Here is a 26538-nt window from a genome sequence, read left to right on the forward strand (position 1 = left end):
TCATACCACAATTCGTTTGTTCACAATCTAAAATAAGTATAAAATGTAATAGAGGCTGTCGCTCCAAATCAATTTTGATCTGAGGTCTGTCAAGTAGACAGCCAAAATAAACAAAATAACATCAAAGAAAAAGGTGGTCACATAATGATATGTACCCTCCTTACTGTTTTGTCCAGTAAAGAGGGTACATATCACATTGACCACCGATTTTATAAAAGTAAAAAACTTACACACTTAACTTGACACTCTCTCCTCTGCGGAAGTTACGTCTATATGCGATAATTATTCCAAATTGATTCCATACAAAAACTCCCCGAGATGATCTCTCATCCCGGGGAGTAGACAATCGGACATATATGCGGTTTGTCACGAACCAAAGAACAATATCTTACGATAAAGATTTGAATAAACAATATGTCTAATGTAGTACTAAGTTTTTATTTACTCCTACTTATCAGCATTTGAATATAATTACTTATTGATAAGCTTTCCAATATTTGCTACTTCTTCTCTTCTAGTAATCTTATTCTTCTTGTCATAATATGTAACACGAATAATAGTTACAGCTGTTGTCTCTTTGCTCTCAATTAACTTTGTACCTTTCTTAGTACCATCAGGCCAGTATGTTGTAGTATTACGATCCCCTTCATTATTATTGACTTTGCTTAATTTAATCTTCTTACCATTCTTTACTTTCTTCCATGTAGGGCTTACCACATTTCCTGCATCATCTTCCTTTTCTCTTACAATTGTACCATCCTCTGATTTATACCGTTTCTTCCCGTCATCATAGTCATACACATAATCACGCTTCTCATACTTATCATAATTCTCAAGACTAATTGTTCCAACTTCAATCTTCTTGAGTTTGAAATCTTTGTTCATGGTAACTTGAAGCTTTCCAGATTTCTTTGTTGTATAAGAAAGTCCACCCTTCTGATCAAAAGCAACATCATTCATTAGAGCAGTATTGTAATAAACTTCCTGACCAGCAAACTTTACTGACTTAACTGCATTACCATCTTCTCTAGCAATAACCTTAATTGATTTTTCAACTGATGTTCCATTTTCAAGTACAGCAGTATACTTAAGTTTAAATGAGCCAGCCTTTTTAGCATAAAGTCTTATTGTATATTTACCTTCTGCGCTATTTTTGGGTAACTTTTGAGCAGCGTCAGCATATGATACAGTCTGGATATCACCATTTACATCCTTATACTGCATGTTTTTATTTTTTAAATCAGCTACATCATAATCAATACCCGGATCTTCAAAAGTCTCTTCAGATTTCTTTACAACTCTAACCTTTAAACTCTTTTTATTTGATTTGAAGTTCTCAAATTTTTTTACATCTGCACTTGTTACCAAAGTAATCTCCTCGCCATACGACTTAGTAGAAATCGTAATCTGCTTTACTTTAGGTGCCAAGAATCTTTCTAATCTTCCAAGTTTAAGTGCTTTTTCACTTATCACATAATCTTTGTCCGAAATCGTCTTCTTTGTATCAGAATCAGAATACTCAGTATATGTGTGGTTGCCATCTTTAACATACTTACGCTCATAATAGGCATTCGCACTAATGGGTGCCAACATAGTAATTGACAGTGCCATTGCGAGCGCAGTAGCACCAAGTTTTAAAAATTTACTCATAAAATTACCTCCACTCATAGAAATAGTTGTTTTTAACGGTTTGTCGTAACCGTTTGCTCGTGACATTTATGATTCTACACCCCCCGAAAACAAACGTCAACTCGGTTAATACGCGTATTTTCAAGGTTTTATGAGAGTTTATAAATTGTTTATAATTTGCAAAATTCCGTGAACACAGATAGGACACAGTCTCTACACATTTTGAACATAAATTAAATCTTATACGCAATTACAACATTTAATAAATTTTATATTGTTTTAATATAATCAAAAAAGAGAGTAGAGTTTTACGCCAAGCCGACATTACTCTACTCCCATCTTTTCTATATTTTATTCTGCTAAGAAACTCCTCGCCAAAACTCGGATTAGCTATTTATCCCTTAACAAAATTCTTCAGCATCTGTTTACCATCCGGTGTCATTATTGATTCAGGATGGAACTGGACTCCATAGATTGGATAGTCCCTATGCTTTACTGCCATGACTTCGCCATCTGTGGTACGGGCGGTTACGATCAAATCATCCGGAATCGTGGAATCATCAGCTGCAAGAGAATGATATCTCGCAACAGGTGCTACCTCAGGAAGTCCTGCAAAGAGCAGACAGTTTAAATCAAACTTCACATCTGACTGTTTTCCATGCATAAGTTCCTTGGCGTAGGTTACGGTAGCTCCGTAGGCAGCGCAGATTGCCTGATGTCCGAGGCACACACCGAGGGTCGGGATCTTCTTTGCAAGAGTCGTTGCCACCTCCATGCATATTCCGGCGTCCTCAGGTCTTCCAGGGCCTGGTGACAGGATTATTCTGTCGGGATTAAGCTCCTCGATTTCAGAGATTGTCATCTCGTCATTTCGAATAACCTTTATGTCAGGCTCTATCTCCCCGATCAGCTGGTACAGGTTGTATGAAAAGCTGTCGTAATTATCTATTAGTAAAATCATGATGTTTCCTTCTTTCTTTTCCTTCGTAGCTGACTTAACTCAAATATTATTACGCCTCAAGCGCCTTCATGGATGCCTTAGCTTTGTTCATGCACTCCTCGAATTCCTTCTCCGGAACTGAATCCGCTACTATTCCGGCACCGCTTCTAACGAACACTTTTCCGTTTTTCTTATAGGCTATTCTGATTGCGATGCAGGTGTCCATGTTGCCTGTAAAATCGATGTAGCCGATGGCTCCGCCGTATATACCGCGCTTGTTATTTTCAAGCTCACCTATTATCTGACATGCGCGAATCTTAGGTGCACCTGACAGTGTTCCTGCAGGAAGTACTGATGAAATGGCATCCAGCGCATCCTTGTCATCTCTTATGTCTCCGCGGACTGTTGAACCGATGTGCATTACATGTGAATAGCGCTCGATGGAGTGAAGCTTTTCAACCTGAACAGAGCCGAATTTACTGATTTTTCCAAGGTCGTTTCTACCAAGGTCCACCAGCATGTTGTGCTCAGCAAGCTCCTTCTTGTCAACGAGAAGCTCTGTCTCGAGCCTCTTATCCTCTTCCTCTGTCGCGCCTCTCGGTCTTGTTCCTGCAAGAGGGAAGGTGTGGAGAACGCCGTCCTGCAGCTTAACCAGTGTCTCAGGAGATGCACCTGCTACCTCTACATCTGTTCCTGAAAAATAGAACATGTAAGGAGAAGGATTGATTGTTCTCAGCATTCTGTAGGTATCAAAAAGACTTCCCTCAAAGGGCGCCGAGAATCTGTTGGAAAGAACTATCTGGAAGATATCTCCCTCGAATATGTGCTTTTTCGCTCTCTCAACCATGTCACAGTACTGCTCTTTATTGAAAAGAGGAGTCATTTCACCAAGAAGCTTTCCGGGAGTCTCCTCAAGCTTTTCACCTGTTTTAAGAAGCTTCTCGATATCCTCTAAATCCTTTGCAGCTTTCTCATAGCTTTCCTTCAGGAATTCAGGACTGCTGCCCTTTTCAGAGGTAAGCTTCATATTAGAAATAAGAACAATCTTCTGCTTGGTGTTATCAAAAGCGATGACCTTTTCAAAGAGCATAAGGTCCATATCCATGAAGCCTTCTGAATCCTCAACATCCATTCTCACCGTGGGCTCGCTGTAGCCAAGATAGTCATAGGAGAAATATCCCACCATTCCACCTGCAAAGGTAGGAAGATATGAAAAGCGAGGACTTCTGTACTTTGAGAGAATCACTCTAAGGCACTCAGAAGGATCTCCTGTCCTGGAGTTTTCATTGCCATTTTCATCTGTGATGGTGACAACATCATTTGCACAGGTGATTTTCATGGTTGGCTCGTAGCCAAGAAAAGTATATCTTCCCCAGGTCTCGTTGGCCTGCGCGGACTCCAGCATATATACATGCTTAGAAGCCTTTTTTAGTATTCGCATAGCCTCAATAGGTGTTATGAAATCCGAAAGGATCTCGCAGCTTACGGGGGCTACGTCATAGTTTCCGGTCGAAGCTAATTTTTCTATTTCATTAAATTCAGGTAATGTTTTCATGTTTATCCTCATGATGCCTTATAGGCGCTCTTCATGTTCTTTACAAACTCTCCAACGTGAACAGGTGCATCCTTGCCATACTGTTCAATAATTCGGACAATAGCTGAGCCAACTATTGCACCGTCCGATATATCGGACATCTCTTTTGCCTGCTGGGGAGTGGAAATTCCAAAGCCCACGGCGCAGGGTACATCGGTCACTTTTCTTATCTTATCAACAAGATCCTTAACATTGGTGCTGATAGAGCTTCTCGTTCCTGTGACACCAAGACTTGATACGATATAGATGAATCCCTTAGCTTCCCTGGCAATCATGGCGATTCTGTCCTCGGAGGTGGGAGCTACCATGGAGATGAAGTCAACACCGTAAGCTCCTGCTGCATCTACGAATTCTTCCTTTTCCTCAAAAGGAACATCAGGAAGGATTACTCCATCCATTCCGTTCTCCTTACATTTTGCAAAGAACTTATCCATTCCGTATGAAAAGATAACATTGGCGTATGTCATGAATACCATAGGCACTGTGATCTCGCTTCTGATCTCTTTTACCATGTCGAAGATATCATCTGTTGTTATGCCGTTTTTCAGTGCTCTGATATTAGCTCCCTGAATCACAGGTCCCTCAGCAGTGGGGTCTGAAAAGGGAATGCCAAGCTCTATGAGGTCTGCTCCGTTTGCCTGAAGCTCACGGAGGATTTTCTTTGTGGTCTCAAGGTCGGGATCACCGCAGGTAACAAAGGGAATGAACGCCTTTTTATTATTGAATGCTTCTACTATCTTACTCATGGATATCCTCCCCTCTGTATCTTGCAATTGCAGCGCAGTCCTTATCGCCTCTGCCTGAAATTGTTATAACTATGATCTCATCTTTACTCATTGTCGGAGCAATTTTTATAGCATGAGCAACTGCATGTGCAGACTCAATCGCGGGAATAATGCCCTCTGTCTTGGACAAATATTCGAATGCGTTAACAGCTTCATCATCTGTTACAGGTACATACTGTGCGCGTCCTGTGTCGTGAAGATTAGCGTGCTCTGGTCCGATTCCGGGATAATCAAGTCCCGCTGAAATGGAATAAACCGGAGCTATCTGGCCGTATTCATCCTGGCAGAAGTAGGACTTCATACCATGGAAAATTCCGAGCTTTCCAGTATTTATTGTTGCTGCTGTCTCAAAGGTATCTATGCCTCTTCCTGCTGCCTCACAGCCGATAAGCTTAACATCCTTATCCTCAATGAAGTTGTAGAAGGTTCCGATCGCATTTGATCCGCCACCTACACAGGCCATTACTACATTGGGAAGTCGTCCTTCCTTTTCAAGAATCTGCTCCTTGATCTCCTTGGAGATAACAGCCTGGAAGTCTCTTACTATAGTAGGAAAAGGATGCGGTCCCATAACTGATCCAAGACAGTAATGTGTATCATCAATTCTGGAGGTCCACTCTCTCATAGCCTCTGATACAGCGTCCTTGAGTGTTGCAGTTCCTGATGTTATAGGGATTACCTCTGCACCAAGAAGTCTCATTCTGTATACGTTAAGGGCCTGTCTCTTGGTGTCCTCTTCTCCCATGAATACGACACATTCCATACCCATAAGAGCTGCTGCTGTAGCTGTTGCAACGCCGTGCTGACCTGCACCTGTCTCAGCGATAAGTCTTGTCTTTCCCATCTTCTTGGCAAGGAGAGCCTGACCTAAAACGTTGTTGATCTTGTGTGATCCTGTGTGGTTGAGATCCTCTCTCTTTAAGTAGATCTTTGCTCCGCCAAGGTCCTTTGTCATCTTCTCAGCGTAGTAAAGTCTTGAAGGTCTTCCCGCATATTCATTTAAAAGCTCTGTCAGCTCTCTGTTAAATTCAGGATCATTTTTATAATGATTGTAGGCTTTCTCAAGCTCTATTACTGCATTCATAAGAGTTTCAGGAATGTACTGTCCGCCGTGGACTCCGAATCTTCCGTCTTTGTTAGTCATGTTGTTTCTCCTTTTGTTGCCCTCATCCGGCACTTCGTGCCACCTTCTCCCATAGGGAGAAGGCTTTAAGAGTGCCTTACTACTTCGATTATTTTTTTCATTTTCTCCTCATCCTTAACGCCGTCGGTCTCAATCCCCGAGCTGACATCTATGGCGTAAGGCTTTATAACATCTACCGCTTCCTTTATATTGTCTGCATTTATGCCGCCTGCAAGGAAGTAAGGTCTTTCAATATTTTTTAATATGTCCCATTTGAAGGCTGAACCTGTGCCCTGACCTGAATCGATGAGAACCATGTCTGCAGAGGATTTATTTATTGCCTCTATCTGTTCATCCAGCTTTTCTTTTATGGTGTCACCTTTTATCTGAAAAGCCTTGATGATTTTTGCATCGGTGAGTTTTCTTAACTGTCCAATATATTTCTCATCTTCTTTTCCGTGGAGCTGGATGACATCGATTATTCCTGCGCTCACAAGCTTTGCTATCGTATCCGAATCTTCATCAACAAAAACTCCGACTGCCTTAATGCTTGTATCCAGCTTTTCCTTTAGAGTCTTTGCCTCTAAAGGCTCCACATTGCGCTTACTTTTTTTAAAAAACACAAAGCCAATGTAGTCGGGATGAAGCTTGTTTACTATTTGGATGTCCTCCGGCCTTTTCAGGCCACAGAATTTTGTTCTTATCATATGCCCCTCATCCGGCACTTCGTGCCACCTTCTCCCCGGAGGGGCGAAGGCTTTCCAGCATTGCTTTCTTATCTGCAGCTCTCATAAGTGTTTCACCGATGAGTACCGCATCGACTCCGTTTCCTTTAAGTGCTCTCACATCCTCCGGTGTCTTGATTCCGCTCTCTGAAACGTAGATAACATCTCTCGGGATCATCTGTCTAAGTCTCATGCTGTTTCCGGTATCCACTGAAAAGTCCTTTAAGTTTCTATTGTTTACACCGATTATTCTGGCTCCTGCTTCAAGTCCGATTTCAATCTCAGCTTCGTCGTGTGCCTCAACCAGAGCTGATAATCCAAGACTGTCGCAGATGTTTATGTATTCCTTTATCTGCTCTCCTTCGAGAATCGCACAGATGAGAAGCACTGCCGATGCACCGAGAACCTTGGCTTCATATATCATGTACTCGTCAACTGTGAAGTCCTTTCTGATGCAGGGAATCTTTACGGCATCTGTGATTTCCTTAAGGTATCTGTCATCTCCCAAAAACCACTTGGGCTCTGTGAGGACTGAGATACAATCAGCTCCTGCCTTTTCATATTCCTTCGCAATCTCGAGATAAGGAAACTCTTCTGCGATGATGCCCTTGGAAGGTGAGGCCTTCTTACATTCACAGATGAAGGATATTCCTTCCTTCTTAAGGGCCTTTTCAAATGAGAAGTCTCCCTTTTGAAGTACCTCTGCATCCCATCGCATCTCTTCAGGTGATATATTCTGTTTTGCTTTTCCTACGCGAACCTTCGCGTATTCTGCAAGTTCATCTAAAATTGTCATTATGCACTCTTCTCTTCTGCTCTGTTGCTGACCTCGATCAGCTTTTCAAGTGTCTCTGTTGCCTTTCCGGAATCAATGATCTTAGCTGCAAGCTTTATGCCATCTGCGAAGCTGTCTGCTTTTCCTCCGATATAAAGTGATGCGCCTGCGTTCATAAGAACTGCATCTCTCTTGGGTCCCTTTTCACCTGCAAGGATTCTTCTTGTGATCTCTGCGTTCTCCTCAGGATTGCCACCCTTTAAATCATCCTTGGTGCATCTGTTAAGACCGAAGTCCTCAGGCTTGATCGTGTAGGTCTTGAACCATCCGTCCTTAATCTCACAAACCTTGGTAGGAGCACTGAGTGAAATCTCATCAAGCTTATCCATTCCGTAAACAACCATTCCTCTCTTAACTCCGAGGGTTACAAGAACCTGTGCAAGGGGCTCAACAAGGTACTCATCATATACACCGAGGAGCTGCATCTTGGGTGATCCGGGATTTGTAAGTGGTCCAAGGATGTTGAAAACTGTTCTGAATCCAAGCTCTCTTCTGATAGCACCTACATACTTCATGGAGGTGTGATATTTCTGAGCAAAGAAGAAGCACATTCCAACCTCGTTTAAAAGCTCGATGCACTTTTCAGGATCCTGCTGGATGTTAACTCCGAGAGCCTCGAGGCAATCTGCTGTTCCGCAGCTTGATGATGCTGCTCTGTTTCCGTGCTTTGCAACCTTCATTCCGCCTGCTGCCGCTACAAGAGCTGAGGTTGTGGAAATATTGAAGCTGTGTGCATTGTCGCCGCCGGTTCCAACGATTTCGAAAATATCCATATCTGTCTCAACCTTGGTTGCGTGATCTCTCATAGCTGCTGCACAGCCTGCGATCTCTTCGGTGGTCTCAGCTCTTGCACTCTTGGTTGAAAGAGCTGAAAGAAATGCTGCGTTCTGAGTTGGGGTTGTCTCGCCGCCCATTATCTCGTTCATAACTGCATAGGCCTCGTCATAAGTAAGGTCCTCTTTGTTTACGATTTTTTCGATTGCTTCTTTGATCATGATTTTTTCCTCCTTTGATTTTCTCTACGTGTAAAGCAGAAACGCATTTGTAACTGCATGGCTCTGCTTTACACGCAAAAAAGTCCTTGACAGAATATACTTCTGTCAAGGACGAATAATTAACTAATCTATCCGCGGTGCCACCTTGATTCATAGCAAAAGCTACGCGCTTAACAGGATACCAACATATCCCCGGCAACTAACGTATGCCCTACGTTGCAGAATACTAAGTTGATTTTCCATCGAACTTTTCCCTGCACCCTCAGCGGTCCATTTGATAACTTGTTTCTTATCCGGCTCTCACCACCCCGGACTCTCTGTGAAGGCATCATTACCTTTATCTCCGCTTCATCGGTTTAAAGTATTAAGTTATTAAGGAGTTTACTTTCATTTAGTTTTCTTGTCAATCACTTTTTTGCAATTGATTAATTCTGAATGAAAATAGATTAAAATAAATCAAGTTTTACACAAGTAATTAATACTCCTCAAGGAAATTGTGTCGTACTCCCTTTTGCTTGTACTCTATAACAGTATCAAGATTTACATTCTCTACGCTTTTGAAAATGTTGGATTCCACAAAGGGATTGGTCTTTTTAAGTTCAGCGATAAGATTCTTGATCTCAAGGCGCTTGGAATTTGAGCTTCCATCATCATTTAACGTGGAACAGGTCTCAGTAAAATGACATGCGCACTGCAAAAATCTCAGATTATTGTAATCTCTCCAGGCACATATATCGCTCTCCCTGATGAAATACATCGGTCTGATAAGCTCCATTCCTTCAAAATTAGTGCTGTGGAGTTTGGGCATCATGGACTGAACCTGACCACCATAGAGCATTCCCATAAGGATTGTCTCTATAACATCATCATAATGGTGTCCTAATGCTATCTTATTGCAGCCAAGCTCCTTTGCCTTACTGTAGAGATAACCACGTCGCATTCTCGCACAGAGGTAGCAAGGATTTCTGTCTATATTATCCACGGTGTCAAATATGGTGCTCTCAAAAATAGTAACCGGTATTCCAAGTGCTGCCGCATTACTTTCTATCAAAGCCCTGTTTGCATCAACATATCCCGGATCCATCACAAGAAAGGTCAATTCAAAATTAACCTTTCTGTGCCTTTGGATTTCCTGAAAAAGCTTAGCCATAAGCATCGAGTCTTTTCCACCTGATATGCACACAGCGATGTGATCGCCCTCTTCAATCAGCCTGTATGTTTTACAGGCTCTTGCAAATGGTGAAAAAAGCTGTTTATGATACTTTTTCTGTATACTGGTCTCAGCTTTTTTTATTGTATCCTCAGTTGTTTCTTTCATTTCTTCACCTTGGAATTGATCTCTTCATAAAGTGTATCCATGAGCTTTTTGGTCTCAGCGATTATATCGTCCTTTTTAACGCTAAGCTGAACACTCTTATCTCTTGTGCAAAGCTCGATCTCTCCGTTTGCAAGAGCCTTGGGGCCGACAATAACACGTACGGGAACCCCGAGAAGATCTGCGTCAGCGAACATAACACCTGCGCGAACATCTCTGTCATCATAGAGAACATCAATGCCCATGTTTGTAAGCTCTTCGTAAATCTTATCTGCTGCCTCTCTGCATGCATCGTCGTCTCTTCTCATGCAGCAAACATGAACCTTCCAGGGAGCAACGGTGATGGGCCAGATAGGTCCCTTGTCGTCGTGCTTTGCTTCCATGATACTTGCAGCAAGACGTCCTACACCGATACCATAGCAACCCATGATAGGTGTCTTTGAAGTTCCGTCCTCATCAGTATAGGTCATTCCCATGCTCTTTGAATACTTTGTACCAAGCTGGAAAATATTACCAACCTCAATACCACGGCTGATTCTGATAGTCTTCTTACCGCAACAGGGGCAGATGTCACCGTCACGGATTTTGCTGACATCAACATACTCTACGTCGCCGATATCTCTCTTAATGTTGAGACCTGTGTAGTGGTAATCTGTCTCGTTACCGCCGCAGCACAGATTTTCAATACCCTCAAGTGACTTATCATAAATGATTCTGCACTTAGCATTCTGCTCGTAAGGTCCGCAGTAGCCTGCAACAAGTCCGCTCTCCTCAGTGATCTCACCGGGATGAACGTCCTCATGGAGATAGTTAACAAGCTTGGTCTCGTTGACCTCATAGTCTCCGCGGATAAATACAACAACGAATTCGTCTGTAGCATTTATCTGGTAAACAACTGCTTTACATGACTCCTCAACCTTGCTGTGAAGGAAATCACATACCTCTTCGATGGTCTTGCAGCCGGGAGTATGAACCTTCTTAAGCTCGCCTGCAGGTGTGCATCCGGAGTTATCAACTGTTGTGTCTGCTGCCTCCATGTTTGCGCTGTAGCCACAGTCATCGCAGAGAACTATTGAATCCTCTCCTGCGTCTGTAAGAAGCATGTACTCATGAGATACGCTTCCACCGATCATTCCTGAATCGGACTTAACTGAGATTACATCAGGAATTCCTGCTCTCTCAAAAATTCTGTCATAGGCTCTTGCCATCTTGTCATAGTAGTTCTCGAGGTCCTCCTGAGAGGTATGGAAGGAATAAGCATCCTTCATTGTGAACTCACGAACTCTTATAAGACCAGCTCTGGGACGAGCTTCATCACGATACTTGGTCTGGATCTGATAAAAAGCGAAGGGATAGTTTGCATAGGTGCTTCCGTACTCTCTTGCAAGATGAACGGCAGCCTCCTCATGGGTCATACCAAGTACCATGGGAGTGTCATTTCTATCCTTGAATCTTAAAAGCTCCTCTCCTACGCTCTCGTAACGTCCTGACTCCTCCCAAAGTGATCCGGGAAGAACTACAGGGAACATAACCTCCTGGCAGTCAACAGCATCCATTTCCTCTCTGAGGATCTTCTCGATGTTCTGAGTAACTCTCTTCATGGGAGTGTAGAGTGAAAAAATACCGTTTGATACACGCTTTATATAACCGCCACGAAGACTGAAGGTGTGGCTGTCGATTACGCAGTATGCAGGCTTTTCCTTAAACCTTACTCCGACTAATTTGCTAAGTTTCATGATAATAACTCCTTTCACAACAATAATGAGGTTGTGTATGCTAAGGATTTTCAAATACGTGAAAAGCAGACACAAACTCGAAAATGCTTCGCTTTTCACGCAAAAAACGTCCTAAGCATACTCTATTTGTATACTTAGGACGAATAATAGTTTTATCCGCGTTACCACCTAAATTCAGGCTAAATACCTGCACCTCACTGTGAGCTGACACTCACATGCCTATGATTACGGTGACCTCCGTCAGAAGTTTCTGAATAAATCAGTTTTCCCTTCTGCTGCTCCCAGACGGGTTCAATATCCGAAAACCAAAGCCTTCCACCAGCCGGCTCCTCTCTGAAGGTCTCAAGACATCTACTATTTCTGTTCTTAGCATTTGTATGTTATTTTAATCTATATTGAAAAAAAATCAAGCCTTCTCATGGATAAATCGAAACAAAGCCACAGCAGGAGGCGCTGCAAATGCAGCACGCTCCAAGTGTGATCGCAGCGATGAATATAAAAGTTGTTACTTTTAATCTATTGTTCATAATCTCCCCCTCAAGAGATCTCACTGCTCGTAATCAGTAAATGTCAGAGAATCGATAATAGCTGCCATCTCATCAGAGACTTCCATATCCTTCTCTTCATCACCACTGTTGTGTCCTGTAAGTTCAAATATGAGTGCGCCTTCAAGGAAATCTCTTCCTACTGCAGTCTCATATAATCCTGAGCCTTCTTCTGCAGGCGGTAATGTTGCCCAATAGCCTTTTACATCCTCTGTTCCGGGGAAAATTCCCTCTGAGTATGTGGTCTTGTCGCTACCCCAGGACTCCCCAAGTGCCTTGATAGCGCCTTCTCCACCATTCTCTACAGTGTATGTAACTGTGATGCAGTTGGTTCCTGCGCCTTCACCCTGATATACGATGAAAACCTGACCATTCTGAGGTGTTACTGTAAACTTGTTTGCATCATATTTGATGTTCCAGCCAAGTCCATCATGGTAAACACTGTTCTCAGGTCCATTCACATAGTTCTCAGCGCTAAAGCTTTTAGGATCTACATCAGGAAGAAGCTCCCATATCTGCTCAATACCATCTTCAAATGCGCCTGTTACCTTGCCATCCTCTGATGATGCGATTTTTAATACGCTTTCTGCTTCTTCTTTTCCTCCAAACGTAAACCTTACTGTGTCGCCTTCCTCAGTTACATCAAACGGAAGTCCAATTCCTGTTGTTCCGTCTTCTGTGTATCCATACCAGTCCTCTGAGAATACGTAGAAGTATGTTTTATCTTCGCTCTCAGTTTCCTTTGTGTAGTTGGCATATACTCCCTTTTTGAAGTATGTGCCTGCTGCGATTTCCTCTGACTCCCCTTCAGTACTCTCGTCAACCTTGTCAGGTGTTGCTGTGGTTGCTGCTTCCGTATCATCGATGTTCTCTGTTGTAGCTTCCTCAGTTGTTTCTACAGCCTCTTCTGTAACTGCGCTCTCCGGAGCTGCTCCCTGGCTTCCGCATCCTGCCATGAGCATTCCAGACATTGCTGTTATCATTGCTGCTGCAATAACTTTTCCATAAACTCTATCTCTCATATCTTCCCCCTCATAAAAAAATATTTTGATGTGTCATTTACAAGTACCATAATAATTACCCCTGTCCAACACATGTCCAACAAAGGTAAAAAATATTGTTCTAAGCATAGGGCTGGTTCATCCGGAATTATCATATTTCTCAATTCTGACTGACGCAAAATCACTTTTACATTTTTTCTTTCAACCTGAAATTGTTAAATGCAATTAGCTGGCGTAACAGCAAAAATTCTTTGTTCAGTCTACAATCAAATTTGTTCGCGTCCAGACGTAACGGCTTCCGAAAAGTTATCCCCGCAGAGAAAAATCGTGCAACCTGTATTGTAATAATCGACTGCATCGGCGTAACCGGAAATTAAAAAACAAATTTTCGTGCAACCAATTTGAGTAATTCGAGCGGTACTGACTCAACTCAAAAATTGAAAAAAATTCTTGTGCAACCAGTTAGAGTAATATTAGAAGCACTGTCGTACCAAGAAAAACAAATCTCCATAAAAAAACAAATCTCCATAAAAAACAAATCTCCATAAAAAACACACCCGCTACCATAAATAAGTAGCGGGGGGCCAGGTTTCAACAGGATTATCTAACAATATACATTCAAAAAGCTCTTCCAAACAAGATCTTACTTCCTAAACACAATCCAGTTATGTGACCAGGGAACAGGAAGTCCAAACAGCGTCCTTACCTTTCCGTCGACCTTCCTGTACCAGGAATAATTCCAGCCGGCGCCCATGTCCATGTAAACAGCGTTGGTGACTCCGAGCCTGTCAAGCTCATCCATGAATTCATCAAAGTGCATCATCTTAACTGAATCTATTATGCACAGATTCCCGTTTAACTCTGCGAGGGTTCTGTAGCATCTGGCTCTCGGTCTGTCGAAGTCCATAACAGCTTCAGTGTCATCTATCATTCCAAGCTGCATGAAGCCTGATCCTCCGGCCTTGGCTGCTGTCTGAACGGCCTTGGTCTTTTCATCAAACTCAAATCTGAACTTTCCATTAGCAAAGGTAAATGCTGCATCTGCATCCCTGTCATAGGGGCTGTCATAAAATACACCATGGGAAGCGTGATCGCCTTCGATGTTATCATCCTTAAAGGTTATCTGAACTGCATGCTGGAATGCTGCGCCGCAGCACCAGGTTATGGACTCATCCGATTTGGAAGGTCTCGTTCCACATTCAAGATCAACAACAGAATACTCAGGGAAAAACACATATACTTTTTCTGTTTTATATATGGTGGTTTCATCGCCCGGCAGTATATCCTCTACAGGCATGTTAGTTGCATCTATGCTCTCCGGAATATTCACATGGTACTGGGATATAAGTCCCATGAAAATAAAAATAAACGCAGGAAGAACGAAAAAAGAAGCAGCATAGCACAGGTAATAAAGGAGCTTAATCGGCTTCCATTTTATCTTCTCCGTTCCCCACAAATAGATTATCAGAGCAAAGCTAAGCAGGAATGGAAGCGCCAGATAGACAATGTAGGGTGCCGACATCTGTGCTACAAAGAAGGTTGTATATGCTCCAAATGAAAGAAGGGTCATGGACATAAGCCACATACCCAATAAACGTTTTTTGATACTCATTTATTCTTACGTTCCCTTTTTTGTTTAAGAAGCTCCTGCCTGAGAACCTTGAAGGAATCAAGCTGCGATTCTATGCTCACAATCAGAAGAAGGATTGCGATATCCGTAAGATACTGCAATCCCGTTTCCCACTCGATGGTCTTGCTAAAATCAAGCAGGCTGTTTGTTATCAGCAAAATGATGTAAACAACAAACTTATAAATAATGGCAATCCTGTTTAAGATAACGTTGCCGGGATTACCGTGCTTTGCGTAATTGATAATGAAGTGATTGATGGTGATTATGATAGTCATAAGAAAGGACATTCCGGCTGCTGCCAGATAGATACTTCCCTGAACGCCCACAACAAGGTAAGCGTCGAAGTCCTCCTGTCCCCACAAGTGCTCAAGCACAAGATGCGCTTCCTGATACATCAGGCAAAAGAGTACACCGCCCATAATTCCCTTCGCTACGTCCCAGCTATATTTTTTATAAGCAAAAAACATAGTAATAACAGTGAAAAGCTTTACCAATACCTGAAATATGGCAAAGCCGTCACCCTGAGAATAAATAAGCGCTATTGTAACCAAACTGGTACCGACTGCAAAAATGCACTCAGCGTGCATCAGATACTCATTTAAAAAAATCGAATTTTTCTCTGAATCACTCATCAAATTCAACCTGCAAATATCAGCATAATTGCGCAAACAAAAAGAGATATTCCGATATGTTTCATATTCATGGTAGTCCTCCCCCTCACAAGAGTAAATACACAAAATATAATAAGTTTGTAAATTTATTGTTATTATATTATTCGTTGTCCAACAGATGTCCAACATCAGGGAAGTCAATTTTCTTTATATTTAGTTAATCGGTACATACCCGCAGGCTTCGATCATTTGCTGTCCTTCATCTGTAAGCAGCCAGTCTACGAGCTTTTTGACATTTTCATTAGTGTTGTCTTTTCTGTATACCACATAGAAACTGGCAGTTAAGGGATAGCTTCCGTTTTTGATGTTTTCAGCATCAGGATAGACGCCGTCTATGGAAAGCATCTTCACGTTGTCATTAGCTACCATTCCTGACAAATAATAGCGGAAGGAATAGCCTATAGAAGCTCCGAAAATCGAAAACACATTTCTGTATGGATGTATATCATTATCCATGAATTTGTCCATCATGGTCTGACTTCCCGAGCCCTTGATCCTTGTCAGAGGATTGATGGCTCTCGGCGCTCCGCCGATATCCTCCCAGTTTGTTATCTCGCCTCTGTAAATCTTGCGAATCTGATCGGCAGCAAGACCATCCACGGGGTTATTTTTATTTACAAAAAAGACGAAGCCCTCAAGACCCACGGGAACAATTTCAAGCTCTACGCCCTTCTCCTTAGCGGAGTTCAATTGGTCTTCAGACGGATGGGCTGTAAAGAAAAGATCAACAGATCCGTCCACCATGGCATCGAAGCCGCGAATGGTGTTCTGGTACTTCATCGCGCTGTCGTCGGCGAAGTTCTCACCATATTTATTATCATCCGAAAAGCTTCCGCCCTCATAGGTAACACACCCCTCGGGGTAAATGCTGTCGATAACAGAAGCATATACCGGAACCAAGGCCGCTGCGCCGTCAAGTACAGGCAGGTCATCTCCTTCCGAAAAATGCATGGATGAACCTGTTCTTGCAAGTAACGAGTCCTCCTCAAAGGGCAGGAATTTCGCAACATCTACCATTTTCAGCTGGGTTGCTCCGCTGTAGTTATTGCCAAGGCGCCTTGTTATTGTTACATATAAAAAAATATTTAATGCAAGAAATAGTACTGCGCAAAAAAGAATGATCAGCCGCTTTTTCATAACCAGAGCTCCTTAGAAATAAAGTAAATAATAGAGGAGTTGGTATATGCATAATAAATATAGGCGGCGTGAGCTGCAGTTATAGCAATACCTGCCACGATCTCTACGATCAGAATCCCGAAAAACTTCTTATCACTCATATCACATGCTCCTCATAAATGCATCAATGAGCAATGCAAGAATTCCTACCACAATGGCACCTGCAATAACAAATCCAAACATCACGCCTGAAATTGCAGTAAGCACCACAAGGCCTTCATTACGTTTTCTGTTTTCCTTTTTAGCTGCTTTGTCATCAAGGATGCACAGCACTAAGGAAATTACAAAGAACAGAACTATCACCACAGCGATCAACAAAATAAGCATAAACAATTCCCTCCAAACAAAACTTTTTATTCCCTCTTTTAGCTTATCAACAGTGCCTTGCTTTAAGCAGTCTGTTCAAAGCTTCTTCTATTATATAATGCGGACATGCCAAATTGAATCTCTCAAATCCCGCTCCGCCTGTGCCAAACCAGTAGCCTTCATCCAAGAAGAGCAGCGCTTCACCGGTCATGAATTTCTCCAGCTCCTTATGTGCCATGCCCCATGCATTAAAATCGCACCACATAAGGTATGTTCCTTCCATTGGATACACCACGACTTCGGGGAAGTGTTTCTTCATGAACTCCTCTAAAAATACAGCGTTACCATGGATCACTTCGATACATTCATCAAGCCATTTTTCACAGTGAGTATAGGCAAGCCTGCAGGCCTCCATTCCAAGAGGATTCGGCGCATCTCTGTAGCCCTTATATCTTTCTTTATCGAAGGCTTTCCTGACCTCGGGATCCTCTATTATCACCATTGATGTCTGCATGGCAGCAAGGTTAAAGGTCTTGCTTGGAGCAACGCATACAGCCATGTGCTTTCCTGCATCTGGCGAAATCTTAGCCATAACGGTATGCTCGTATCCGGGCATTATAAGGTCGTTGTGAATCTCGTCATCAACGATAAAGACATCATTTGCTACGCAGATTTCGTATACCTTAAGAAGCTCCTCTTTTGTCCAGACACGTCCCACAGGATTGTGCGGATTGCAGAAAAGAATGAGCTTTGTATTCTTATCAGAAGCAGCTTTTTCTAAAGCATTAAAGTCTATAGAGTATCTCTTGCCATCTGTGACAAGACCCACATCCATAACTTTTCTGCCATTCATCTCGATGGATTTTTTGAAGGGATAATAGACAGGAGTAAGTATGATCACTCCCTCACCCTCCTTAGTGGTAGCTCTTATAAGATCGCAGAGCGCAGGCACTACGCCATCGGATAACGAAATCCATTCCTTCTCTATAGCATAGTTGTGGCGCCTCTTTTGCCAATCTACGACAGCATTAAGAAAACCATCCGTTGGAGCAGTATATCCAAGGACGGTTTTTCCGATATAATCCTTAAGTCCATCCACGATCTCCGGTGCATTCTTAAACTCCATGTCTGCAACAGACAACGGAATTATTCCCTCCGGAACATCGGGATTTTTCTTAATCATATTTATATACTTGTAAGCGCTGGCATTTCGTCTGTCAGGACAGGTTACAAAATCGTACATATTCACGCACCTCGCAAAAATCCTTAACGATAACACCATTAATTATAGCATATCCCCCTCCTATTCATTCCTCAAATTATATCTCCACCTGAAATGTCATAAGAGAAAAACCGAAGGCTGCCAGAAGAATGAAAATGATGCCTTTCGTTTTATTGCTTATATGATGAGCTTTTCATTTCCTGACTCCTTTTTTCTTTTTTCACTATATCATAAAAAAAAGCCTCAATCATGTGAGGCTTTTAGTGTCTACATGCGAAAAATCGCTGATATTATTTTCAAGCATTTCCTGTGAGAATATCATTTTGTAAAACCCGAGGTACGTTTCCTTTATTTCATCCAGGTTGTCTGTTTTGTTTTTCCCAAGAAACAGTAGCTGAAATGGAACACCAAAGCACGCTATTCTCAGCCCTGTATCCCGGCAGCCATTACGCAGATAAAACCCCTTTCTTCTCGTCTGAAGCTTCTTTTCTTCACTGTCATCTGTCAGGTCAGGATCCTCAATTTCCAGGACGACATTATCGGCATCCTCAAGGTATTCCGCCAATAACTGAAGTATTTTTCCGCCAACTCCTGAATTCCTCTTCTCCGGATAAACTGCCAGAAAATCCAGGAGATAATTCTTATTCTTTTTCGCGAGAAAAGCATAACCTATTATGTTATCCTCGTCCATAAGCCCCAGGCACTCATATATGTCTTTAGCTATTGCTTCCTCAATTATATCAAGAGGCTTCTGTTCGTTTTCCGGAAAATCAAAAATGAGTCGTTCATTATAGATACGCTTAAGCTGCGCAGCATCAAGTTTAAAAAGTTTCATTGCTTTGGAATCCTCCTAAACTTAGTTTCATCGATATATAGATTATACAAAAACAGCAGCTACATCAGGCACTAAAGCCCGCTGCGTCCTTCACTCCAAGTACAAGCATAACTATAATCAGCCCTACTCCATAAACAAAGGGAATTGCTGTGATAATGCCGGGAACAAAGACAAGTAATCTTGTCTTTATTGTCTTAATGGCATATGCCTTGATAAATAAAAAGCAGCTGACAATCATAGGAATGCATACCAGTCCAAGAAAAACTGAATACCTTTCAAATTCCGTAAAAGGAATCATGGAATCCGGGAACTTCACAGTGTTCCCGCCAACAATTGCCTTTGTAAGCAGATAGAAAACAACAAAAACTCCAACAAGATATATAAAACCCGCAATTTTCTTTTTCATTACTAATTAACTCCTGATCATTTACCGCATCTGCTATCTCATGAAGCCTACGTAAAACGGCTTTTCTTCGCTTACCAGTGTTGAGCCCACATCAAAAAAGAGCCACTGGACATTTTCCCGAAGAGTCTTTTTATCCATCATCAACAACCTCCCAAAAGGAACAATGTCCTCTCTTATCTTTCAAATATCACTCCGCCTGCATCAGTCGGATGATCAATATATACAATATCTTTTGCGCTACTTTTGTATCTGGCAATATTTCTGAAGATCATCATATCACCTGCTGCTACCGCGATCATAGCACATGACATGAACATAACGACCTGATTAGCCATAAGAATAGAAACAATGAACGGTATCACTCCAAGTACAAGTCCCGGCATCATAACCCCAACCAGATACTGCCATTTTTTTCACAGGAACAAGACATGTACAATAAGGAGAAAAAGAGGGCTTCATTATTCCAAACTCTATGTCCTTAAAGCTGCCCGGTGCAAAAATAACCCAGCAGGCTCCGTGAATCATCTCATGGATGAATATGAAAATCACAAAGCTGACAAAAAATGGAAGAACCTGAAAGTTAAAGAAATCAAACTTACGGTTAACTGCATAGAAAATCACACTTCCCACGCTAAATAATATCAGCATCAAACCCACTGATAGAATGGTCGCCTTATTTATGTCTATTGTCAGGTTCTTCTGAGAATACTCCTGCTGCTTCATCTCCTCACAGATTTTCTCAAATCTTTCCAGTCTCTTCTTTTCCTTTTCAGAGAGAATTCTTTCCTCGTTTTTCATACGTCCTCCTTTTTGTTACCTTTAAATATTATTTCCCCTCTTTCATGTACTTAAATACGTTGATAGATTCCAACGGGTGGCCGTCAAAATCAAAGAATGCCTGATTATCCCAGGAGCATCCGCCATAATAAAGAGCGGCGTCCTCAGGGTCGTAGTCTGAGGCATAGCTGCTGGCCCATCCACTGCCATACTTCTCCCAAATACTGGAATTGTCTGCGCCGGCAGGTCCAACCGGAATCCATGCTCCTTCCCAGTAGAAGATACCAAGCCCGCCAACATCATTTACATGCTCACAGATATCATGAAGGATCGTCGCCTGTCCCTCTACTGATATCTCATATCCATCCACTTTATCTCCGGAATTGAAACTATTTCCGGAGCCATCTCCGTCCTTAGTTGTATAGGCATATGACGTTTCAGCAAGGAATACCTTCTTGCCATAGCGCTCCTGTATAAGTTCCAGGACACGGCTCATATTATCCATACTGCCATCCCAGAATGGATAGTATGACATTCCAACCATATCAAAATCGAGCTCATTTTCTACAAGCTTTGATACAAGGTTAAGCACATCCGCTTTGTCGGTTATTCTTGTATAGTGAACTACTATGGAAATATCTTTTCCATAATCTGCAGAGACCTCACGTATTGCTTTACTCCCGGCCTTTAAAAGTGTAATGATGTTTTCAGGCTTGGTCTCGCCGGACATTCCATAATTGATTTCATTACCAATCTGTATCATGCCTACATCAACTCCAGAATCCAGGAGCTGAATCAGACTTTCCTTTGTGAAATCATATAATGCTGAGCTTTTTTCTTCTATGCTCATTCCTTCCCACGCTTTTGGCACATGCTGGCGTTTTGGATCCGCCCAGAAATCAGAATAATGAAAATCTATGCAGACCTTCATGCCGTAGTCAGTAGCCCTCTTACCAAGTGTTATTGCAGTAGCAAGATCATTATTACCGCCGCCATAGCCATTACCATTCTCATCGTAAGGGTCATTCCATACTCGGAGTCTTACATAATTGATTCCTGAATCTGCAAAGGTTTTCAAGGCATCCTGCTCTGCGCCATCTTCGTTATAGAACTTCACTCCGCTATTTTCTTCAACCAGCAGTGATGATGCATCCATGCCAAAGATAAAGTCATCTGAGAGTCCTTCTATAGGTGTTTTCCAGGTTTCAACTTCCTCCTGGGGGGCTTCAGTCTGTGGTTCTTCTGGCTCCGCTTCAGCGTTCTCTGATTGGGCAATTGAAGCACTATCCTCTATTGTTTTATCAGAAACATTTTGCTGCAGATTTTCTTCAGGAGCAGCAGGTGTTTCCACTTTCTGCGAACATCCTGAAAAACAGAATATCGATGCTAATGCCATACTAATAAGAAATGGCAATTTACTCTTTTTCATTACTTCTCCCAACCGTTGGAATCTTGCTCATAGTGCTTAATAAAATCAGAACTCATCATCCGAATACCCCTTTGATTCCAACACTGTTACCTTATCCCCAAAAATCTCTCTGCAAATGCGAAGCTCCAGCTCCTGTCTGTGGGCGAAATGCTTGAATAATTCCTCCACACCGCTCACCCCATTACTTTTGGCATAAGGTGATTCATCAAAATATTGAGTCATAAGCGGAAACCACATTTCATTTCCGTGTTCGTCAGAACGCTCTTTCCTTATGACTCCGATGCTCTCGGCAATATTTTCTGTCTTTAGATATAGTATTCGAAAATTCTTATCTTTGGTAATGTCTGCCAGTTCTTTGTAAAAATCTATTATCTCCTGATCTGACATATTACGATAAAGGATCATATCCTCAACAATGTTTTGGAAAATGGAGCACTCAAATATATACTTATCACCATCCCAATTTCTAAATCTGCGAAAAACAATATCCTTAAAAGCTTCAAACTCCTGCCTGCCGTTATAGACTTCATACTGCTCAAGATCCTTATGGAATCCCACAATGTCAGTAAGAATCTTCGTGTAGCAGATAATCATATGATCATCTTCCGCAAAGCTTTTCTCCTTAATCTCATCACTGATATCATTGTACTTTTTCAGAATCTCTTCATATGTCTCTTTATTGACATAAGCACACCACGCCAGCTCAACCGGAGAATATTCGCCTTCGCATATAGCCTTATAATCCGGATTCTTCTCTGACAATCTTTTTACAAGAGTGCTCTTTCCGCTACCCTGTAAACCCTCAACAAAATAATTCAAGTAAAAATACCTCTCTTCAACTGTCTTATAAATTGTACATCATAAAATTACCGTTATGCTTAAATCCAAACGCCGTGTATAACTTCACACCCATATCTGAAGCAGTGATGTGAACTGCGCCGCATCCGTATGATCTTGCTTCCTCTACAACTCGACTAAGCAATTCCTTTGCAATTCCTTTTCTCCTATAATCAGGATTTGTATACATACTGGAGAGCAATCCAAGCTTTCCAGTCGGACATGTAAAGTACGGCGGCTTTTCAACAAATGACATTCCACTTGTTCCAATTATCTTATCCCCGTCCATAGCAAGCCATGAAACAAATGTCCCATCAGCCATATGCCTGTGATAAAAGTCGAACAACGCAGTTTTTAAGTCAACGTCCTTAGGTACTTCTCTCCCTGACACTACATACTCTTCCGTCAATTGAGTAATTCTCATATCAATGAAGGTCTCTAATTCCGCCTCTGTAAGCTTTTTGTATTCAATGCTCATTTTTTATCCCCCTTGTTATACCTCTATATAAGTGCCAGTTCAACCAGAACTTCCATGTCAGGTCATATTGACGTACCACTTCACGGATAACAGACTACTATTTTTCTTTCCTTTACACCGGAATTAGATCTCCTCAGAAAACTGACTGAACTTTTCATGCTCGCTCATCACTTCTAATCATACTAATCTTATTTTCTGCCTACTTTTTTCAGTCAGAATTCTTGTATAAAGGTATATCGGCGTACCGCAAACGTAATTACGTCAACTTTTATACCAAGACCTTACGTCTATCCTTTCAAAATATCATAAACTGGTTGAATCCATTACTACGATTATACCTGAATTACGTCTAAACTCCCTTAATAGCCTTACATGGTTGAACCCATCGCGGTGGAGAAAACGGTGGAGAAACCGATACTCAAGCTCGTATTTTTTCTAACCTGTCTGATTTCTCAGAAGTATAATGAATAGGTGAAAAACCAAGAATCAGACCGACAACAAATCCCAGAAAATGGAAAACCAAAGTGCATACTCCCGGAAGATTTCCCAAAAAGAAATATCCAACAATGTATCTATATCCACTCTGGCATTTAAACAACCGAGATAAATCCTTATGTCTAAGTGCCTGGTTAACAAGCATTCCAATGCAGGTATATATTGCCGGAGATGCTCCATATATATGAGCATTGGGATATATAAGCAAAAGAAGTATTCCTGGAATAATCAGACCAAGAGTAAATACAATGATATATTTCAGCCTGCCAACATATTCTTCAAAAAATCCCCCTATATACCATAGGGCAATTATATTCGCCAGCAGATGAATAATAGATGTCTGCAAAAATCCATAAGTAGCAAGCCTGTACAACTGAATTTTCCCAAAAACATCTTCCCTGGATAATTGCATATATTCCGTTAAATTACCGCCTCCTGAAATAGCGACCCAAAAGCGATTGCACTGTGATGATATGAGCAAATTAATTAAGAATACTGCAATCATTATGATAATAAAAAATGTTGTAAGAATTCTTGTTCCCCGCAATCTTGTCCCCAAACTTTTATCCTTCCTCAATAATATATAAGGTCAGGTTAGTCCCCTCACATAGCTTCAAGCAATTCCTTCGCGCGCTTAAGTATCCTTCCATGATGCCGTAGCACCTTGTCACATCAACAAAGCTCTACTGTAGGTAACATACCGTATTCCTCCTGAAAAAACATAGTTCTAATATATCAGAAAAAAAGCCATTTAACAGCATTTTTTCTGTCAAATAGCTTTTTTCTATTAAATAGTATTTCTATTACTTTTCGAAAAGGAATCTCTCAGGAAGTGACACTCCAAAATCCTTTGCAAGATGTCTGAACTCATCAGGAGTAATGGTCTGTCTCTTTGTTCCGGTCATAGACAGCGTCTTTACAAGAATCTCAGCAGACTTCTCGACTGTGTGCATAAGACCGAAGGTAAGGTCAAAATCCTCTCCTGCTGCAAACATTCCATGATGTGCCCAGATAGCGACATCATATTTTTCCATAAGCCTGCTGGTCTCTACTGCAATCTCTCTCCCACCGGGAACCATCCACGGCACTACGCCTATTCCGTCAGGGAATACCACAGGGCACTCCGTAGCCATTTCCCAAAGCTCTCTTGTGAAAGCCTCGTCAGTAAGCGGAAGCACGAAAGTAAGTGCAATAGTGTTAGTGGTGTGCGCATGGTAAATAACTCTGTACTTCCCACCTGTTACACGCTTTTTCACCTCATGGTTCATAAGATGTGAAGGGAGCTCAGATGTGGGCTTGCCGCCATTAACAAGTCCCCACATGATACGGTAATTCTCACCTGCATCATCCAGCTCAATAACGCAAAGACTATCCTCAGGGTTAATGATCACATTTCTAAAATATTTACCTGAGCCTGTCACCATGAAAAACTCACCTGCAAGCTCCGGTACTGTAGTTCCGATAGGCTGCCAGTCTCCTGCTTTAAGATCATCCTGGATCTCTGCCACCTCTTCAGGCTTCATTCTATAGGAAAGGTTTCCGCCATTCCTCTCATGCCAGCCCTGCTCCCAGCCATCATTTGCCATTCGTATGAAACCCTTTGTAAATTCTGCATCTAAAACTCTCATTTAAAAATCACTCCTAACATATTTATCTTAAAACTAATACTCACTTAAGCTCTCTTTGCCAAAACTTCATTTTCATATCGCTCAATTTCGCCATACCACTCACCGTCGACGGGTGCGCCGCAGCGTCTGCAATACTCATTCCATACATCACCAAAGGGCATGGTCTTAAGCTCTTCCTGCTGAATCATCAGCCTGGTGAAGTTCGATTTATCCTGCAAATCTCTAAGCTCATCATGAGGTGTAAGAAGTGCATTAAGAAGTGCCTTTTCTGTGTTTCTAAATCCTGTCACCCAAGCGCCTATTCTGTTTATAGAAGCGTCGAAGTAATCAAGTGCCATGAAAACCGAACCATCAAGGCCGCCGCAGCGAACAATCTCTTTAGCAATCTCTTTTGTCTCATCATCAAATAAAACTACATGGTCTGAATCCCAGCGAACAGGTCTTGTGATGTGAAGCGCGATGTTCGGGAAAAATGATAAAAGTGCAGGTATCTTATCACTTACTACCTCTGTCGGATGATAGTGTCCGTTATCCATGAGCGGAATACACTTGTCAGAATGAGTAGCCGCAAAGGAGAGCGCAAACTCAGCGCTTCCAACTGTGTAAGACTCAACACCAATACCAAACACCTTGGACTCCACGCAGGGCTTTACCTTGTCAAAATCGAAGGGCTCTGAAAGAATCTGCTCAATGGAATCCTTGTATCTGTCTCTTGGTCCCTTGCGATCAGCAGGAATATCCTTGAAACCATCACCTGTCCAGATGTTCATAACACAGGTTTCACCAAGCTCCTTAGCAAGATACTGTGAAATCCTGATGCATGCCTTACCGTGCTCGATCCAGAACTTTCTGGTCTCTTCATCAGGTGATGATAATGTCAGAGGGTCACACTTGGGATGCGAGAAAAATGTGGGGTTAAAATCACAGCCAAGCTTTCTTTCCTTGCAAAAATCCACCCACTTCTTAAAGTGCTTTGGCTCCAGCTTATCTCTGTCAACCCAACCACCATTTTCATCATCAAAAATGGCGTAGCTTGCGTGAAGGTTCATCTTCGCTTTTCCTGGAATAAGCTTTAACACTTCATCAATATCAGCCATGAGCTCCTCGGGAGTTCTCGCTCTTCCGGGGTAATTACCGGTGGTCTGGATTCCACCTGTCAGGGGCTTATCAGGATCTGTATCAAAGCCTCTTACGTCATCTCCCTGCCAGCAATGAAGGGAAATCTCAGCCTCCTTAAGCTTCTCAATCGCCTTCTCTGTATCAATTCCAAGCGCTGCATATTTTTCTTTTGCTTCTGTATAACTCATTTGTTTTTCCTCCCATTAAATTCCGGTAGTGTCTAATCGACACTCCTTTTTTCTTTATAAATCCTCTATTTTTCGGGAGTTCAAAATAAAAAGAGCATTGACCTCCCTTTTGGTATAA

The 26538-nt window shown here is 42.0% G+C and carries 26 protein-coding genes, 1 pseudogene and 2 other annotated features; all 27 genes and pseudogenes read right to left on the reverse strand.

The genetic code is table 11. The annotated features are described in order from the left end of the window. Window positions 1-471: 471 nt before the first annotated feature. Window positions 472-1650: a hypothetical protein gene (locus tag G587_RS0109895; RefSeq protein WP_026492103.1), complete on the reverse strand. Its 1179-nt coding sequence runs from the start codon at window positions 1648-1650 to the stop codon at window positions 472-474. 373 nt (window positions 1651-2023) lie between these two features. Then, the gene (locus G587_RS0109900) at window positions 2024-2590 is read right to left on the reverse strand and encodes an anthranilate synthase component II (RefSeq protein WP_026492104.1); all 567 of its coding nucleotides are present in this window, start codon (window positions 2588-2590) and stop codon (window positions 2024-2026) included. A gap of 49 nt (window positions 2591-2639) precedes the next feature. Next, entirely contained in the window at window positions 2640-4124 is a 1485-nt protein-coding gene (gene trpE / locus G587_RS0109905) for an anthranilate synthase component I (protein WP_026492105.1), read from the reverse strand. A gap of 8 nt (window positions 4125-4132) precedes the next feature. Further along, on the reverse strand, window positions 4133-4909 hold the full coding sequence (trpA, locus tag G587_RS0109910; RefSeq protein WP_026492106.1) for a tryptophan synthase subunit alpha: 777 nt from the start codon (window positions 4907-4909) through the stop codon (window positions 4133-4135). Next, window positions 4902-6092: a tryptophan synthase subunit beta gene (gene trpB, locus G587_RS0109915; RefSeq protein WP_026492107.1), complete on the reverse strand. Its 1191-nt coding sequence runs from the start codon at window positions 6090-6092 to the stop codon at window positions 4902-4904. The genes trpA and trpB overlap by 8 nt, the downstream gene beginning before the upstream one ends. Before the next feature lie 65 nt (window positions 6093-6157). Beyond that, the gene (locus tag G587_RS0109920) at window positions 6158-6778 is read right to left on the reverse strand and encodes a phosphoribosylanthranilate isomerase (protein WP_026492108.1); all 621 of its coding nucleotides are present in this window, start codon (window positions 6776-6778) and stop codon (window positions 6158-6160) included. A gap of 7 nt (window positions 6779-6785) precedes the next feature. Beyond that, a complete protein-coding gene (trpC, locus tag G587_RS0109925; protein WP_026492109.1) occupies window positions 6786-7592 on the reverse strand; it encodes an indole-3-glycerol phosphate synthase TrpC in 807 nt (268 codons plus the stop codon). Then, window positions 7592-8626, reverse strand: coding sequence for an anthranilate phosphoribosyltransferase (gene trpD, locus G587_RS0109930; RefSeq protein ID WP_026492110.1), 1035 nt, complete (start codon window positions 8624-8626; stop codon window positions 7592-7594). Before trpD ends, trpC begins: the two co-directional genes overlap by 1 nt. A gap of 104 nt (window positions 8627-8730) precedes the next feature. Next, window positions 8731-8987 (reverse strand) — a binding site (T-box leader). Window positions 8988-9101: 114 nt separating this feature from the next. Continuing rightward, window positions 9102-9908, reverse strand: a pseudogene (locus G587_RS22280) (tRNA 2-thiocytidine biosynthesis TtcA family protein); the annotation flags it as partial. Between the two features lie 32 nt (window positions 9909-9940). Next, complete coding sequence (locus G587_RS22285) at window positions 9941-11677, reverse strand: proline--tRNA ligase (RefSeq protein WP_035786303.1); 1737 nt, start codon at window positions 11675-11677, stop codon at window positions 9941-9943. A gap of 132 nt (window positions 11678-11809) precedes the next feature. After that, window positions 11810-12054, reverse strand: a binding site (T-box leader). Between the two features lie 170 nt (window positions 12055-12224). Further along, on the reverse strand, window positions 12225-13244 hold the full coding sequence (locus G587_RS0109945; RefSeq protein ID WP_026492111.1) for a hypothetical protein: 1020 nt from the start codon (window positions 13242-13244) through the stop codon (window positions 12225-12227). 622 nt (window positions 13245-13866) lie between these two features. Beyond that, complete coding sequence (locus G587_RS0109950; protein ID WP_026492112.1) at window positions 13867-14835, reverse strand: hypothetical protein; 969 nt, start codon at window positions 14833-14835, stop codon at window positions 13867-13869. Beyond that, window positions 14832-15485, reverse strand: a complete 654-nt coding sequence (locus G587_RS0109955; protein WP_026492113.1) for a hypothetical protein — start codon at window positions 15483-15485, stop codon at window positions 14832-14834. The genes G587_RS0109950 and G587_RS0109955 overlap by 4 nt, the downstream gene beginning before the upstream one ends. Window positions 15486-15677: 192 nt before the next feature. After that, window positions 15678-16661, reverse strand: a complete 984-nt coding sequence (locus tag G587_RS0109960) for a PstS family phosphate ABC transporter substrate-binding protein (RefSeq protein ID WP_035786306.1) — start codon at window positions 16659-16661, stop codon at window positions 15678-15680. Beyond that, window positions 16658-16801, reverse strand: coding sequence for a hypothetical protein (locus tag G587_RS25455; protein WP_155829486.1), 144 nt, complete (start codon window positions 16799-16801; stop codon window positions 16658-16660). Before G587_RS25455 ends, G587_RS0109960 begins: the two co-directional genes overlap by 4 nt. Window position 16802: 1 nt before the next feature. Further along, entirely contained in the window at window positions 16803-17027 is a 225-nt protein-coding gene (locus tag G587_RS0109970) for a hypothetical protein (protein ID WP_026492115.1), read from the reverse strand. 46 nt (window positions 17028-17073) lie between these two features. Beyond that, the gene (locus G587_RS0109975) at window positions 17074-18249 is read right to left on the reverse strand and encodes a MalY/PatB family protein (RefSeq protein ID WP_035786308.1); all 1176 of its coding nucleotides are present in this window, start codon (window positions 18247-18249) and stop codon (window positions 17074-17076) included. 226 nt (window positions 18250-18475) lie between these two features. Then, window positions 18476-19063 carry a GNAT family N-acetyltransferase gene (locus G587_RS24420; protein WP_051200948.1) on the reverse strand — a complete coding sequence of 196 codons (588 nt, stop codon included), beginning with the start codon at window positions 19061-19063 and terminating at the stop codon, window positions 18476-18478. Between the two features lie 64 nt (window positions 19064-19127). Further along, on the reverse strand, window positions 19128-19469 hold the full coding sequence (locus tag G587_RS0109985) for a hypothetical protein (protein WP_026492117.1): 342 nt from the start codon (window positions 19467-19469) through the stop codon (window positions 19128-19130). 173 nt (window positions 19470-19642) lie between these two features. Then, window positions 19643-19855 carry a metalloprotease family protein gene (locus G587_RS25095; RefSeq protein WP_081679402.1) on the reverse strand — a complete coding sequence of 71 codons (213 nt, stop codon included), beginning with the start codon at window positions 19853-19855 and terminating at the stop codon, window positions 19643-19645. Then, window positions 19797-20267 (reverse strand): metalloprotease family protein, encoded by a 471-nt coding sequence (locus G587_RS0110000; protein ID WP_026492118.1) that lies wholly within the window; start codon window positions 20265-20267, stop codon window positions 19797-19799. Before G587_RS0110000 ends, G587_RS25095 begins: the two co-directional genes overlap by 59 nt. A 28-nt stretch (window positions 20268-20295) precedes the next feature. After that, window positions 20296-21675, reverse strand: coding sequence for a glycoside hydrolase family 53 protein (locus G587_RS22295; protein WP_242830067.1), 1380 nt, complete (start codon window positions 21673-21675; stop codon window positions 20296-20298). A gap of 45 nt (window positions 21676-21720) precedes the next feature. Next, complete coding sequence (locus G587_RS22300) at window positions 21721-22494, reverse strand: hypothetical protein (RefSeq protein ID WP_051200950.1); 774 nt, start codon at window positions 22492-22494, stop codon at window positions 21721-21723. Window positions 22495-22519: 25 nt separating this feature from the next. Then, a complete protein-coding gene (locus G587_RS0110015) occupies window positions 22520-22990 on the reverse strand; it encodes a GNAT family N-acetyltransferase (RefSeq protein ID WP_026492119.1) in 471 nt (156 codons plus the stop codon). 418 nt (window positions 22991-23408) lie between these two features. Continuing rightward, the gene (locus G587_RS0110020; RefSeq protein ID WP_081679403.1) at window positions 23409-24044 is read right to left on the reverse strand and encodes a rhomboid family intramembrane serine protease; all 636 of its coding nucleotides are present in this window, start codon (window positions 24042-24044) and stop codon (window positions 23409-23411) included. A gap of 244 nt (window positions 24045-24288) precedes the next feature. Continuing rightward, window positions 24289-25113, reverse strand: coding sequence for a rhamnulose-1-phosphate aldolase (rhaD, locus tag G587_RS0110025; RefSeq protein WP_026492121.1), 825 nt, complete (start codon window positions 25111-25113; stop codon window positions 24289-24291). A gap of 44 nt (window positions 25114-25157) precedes the next feature. Further along, window positions 25158-26420, reverse strand: a complete 1263-nt coding sequence (locus tag G587_RS0110030) for an L-rhamnose isomerase (RefSeq protein ID WP_026492122.1) — start codon at window positions 26418-26420, stop codon at window positions 25158-25160. Window positions 26421-26538: the final 118 nt, after the last annotated feature.

This window comes from Butyrivibrio sp. XPD2002, assembly GCF_000423945.1.
Taxonomy (GTDB): domain Bacteria; phylum Bacillota; class Clostridia; order Lachnospirales; family Lachnospiraceae; genus Butyrivibrio.

Bases quoted from the DNA above. Each gene is read 5' to 3' on its own strand.
- rhaD (WP_026492121.1), bottom strand. From the start codon at position 25,113: ATGAGAGTTTTAGATGCAGAATTTACAAAGGGTTTCATACGAATGGCA.
- trpB (WP_026492107.1), bottom strand. From the start codon at position 6,092: ATGACTAACAAAGACGGAAGATTCGGAGTCCACGGCGGACAGTACATT.
- G587_RS22285 (WP_035786303.1), bottom strand. From the start codon at position 11,677: ATGAAACTTAGCAAATTAGTCGGAGTAAGGTTTAAGGAAAAGCCTGCA.
- trpE (WP_026492105.1), bottom strand. From the start codon at position 4,124: ATGAAAACATTACCTGAATTTAATGAAATAGAAAAATTAGCTTCGACC.
- G587_RS0109900 (WP_026492104.1), bottom strand. From the start codon at position 2,590: ATGATTTTACTAATAGATAATTACGACAGCTTTTCATACAACCTGTAC.
- G587_RS25455 (WP_155829486.1), bottom strand. From the start codon at position 16,801: ATGAGTGATAAGAAGTTTTTCGGGATTCTGATCGTAGAGATCGTGGCA.
- G587_RS22295 (WP_242830067.1), bottom strand. From the start codon at position 21,675: ATGAAAAAGAGTAAATTGCCATTTCTTATTAGTATGGCATTAGCATCG.
- trpD (WP_026492110.1), bottom strand. From the start codon at position 8,626: ATGATCAAAGAAGCAATCGAAAAAATCGTAAACAAAGAGGACCTTACT.
- G587_RS0109955 (WP_026492113.1), bottom strand. From the start codon at position 15,485: ATGAGTGATTCAGAGAAAAATTCGATTTTTTTAAATGAGTATCTGATG.
- G587_RS0110030 (WP_026492122.1), bottom strand. From the start codon at position 26,420: ATGAGTTATACAGAAGCAAAAGAAAAATATGCAGCGCTTGGAATTGAT.
- G587_RS0109920 (WP_026492108.1), bottom strand. From the start codon at position 6,778: ATGATAAGAACAAAATTCTGTGGCCTGAAAAGGCCGGAGGACATCCAA.
- trpA (WP_026492106.1), bottom strand. From the start codon at position 4,909: ATGAGTAAGATAGTAGAAGCATTCAATAATAAAAAGGCGTTCATTCCC.
- G587_RS0110000 (WP_026492118.1), bottom strand. From the start codon at position 20,267: ATGAAAAACGAGGAAAGAATTCTCTCTGAAAAGGAAAAGAAGAGACTG.
- trpC (WP_026492109.1), bottom strand. From the start codon at position 7,592: ATGACAATTTTAGATGAACTTGCAGAATACGCGAAGGTTCGCGTAGGA.
- G587_RS0109945 (WP_026492111.1), bottom strand. From the start codon at position 13,244: ATGAGAGATAGAGTTTATGGAAAAGTTATTGCAGCAGCAATGATAACA.
- G587_RS24420 (WP_051200948.1), bottom strand. From the start codon at position 19,063: ATGAAACTTTTTAAACTTGATGCTGCGCAGCTTAAGCGTATCTATAAT.
- G587_RS0109950 (WP_026492112.1), bottom strand. From the start codon at position 14,835: ATGAGTATCAAAAAACGTTTATTGGGTATGTGGCTTATGTCCATGACC.
- G587_RS0110015 (WP_026492119.1), bottom strand. From the start codon at position 22,990: ATGAGCATTGAATACAAAAAGCTTACAGAGGCGGAATTAGAGACCTTC.
- G587_RS0109975 (WP_035786308.1), bottom strand. From the start codon at position 18,249: ATGTACGATTTTGTAACCTGTCCTGACAGACGAAATGCCAGCGCTTAC.
- G587_RS0109960 (WP_035786306.1), bottom strand. From the start codon at position 16,661: ATGAAAAAGCGGCTGATCATTCTTTTTTGCGCAGTACTATTTCTTGCA.
- G587_RS0109895 (WP_026492103.1), bottom strand. From the start codon at position 1,650: ATGAGTAAATTTTTAAAACTTGGTGCTACTGCGCTCGCAATGGCACTG.
- G587_RS25095 (WP_081679402.1), bottom strand. From the start codon at position 19,855: ATGATGCCGGGACTTGTACTTGGAGTGATACCGTTCATTGTTTCTATT.
- G587_RS0109970 (WP_026492115.1), bottom strand. From the start codon at position 17,027: ATGCTTATTTTGTTGATCGCTGTGGTGATAGTTCTGTTCTTTGTAATT.
- G587_RS0109985 (WP_026492117.1), bottom strand. From the start codon at position 19,469: ATGAAAAAGAAAATTGCGGGTTTTATATATCTTGTTGGAGTTTTTGTT.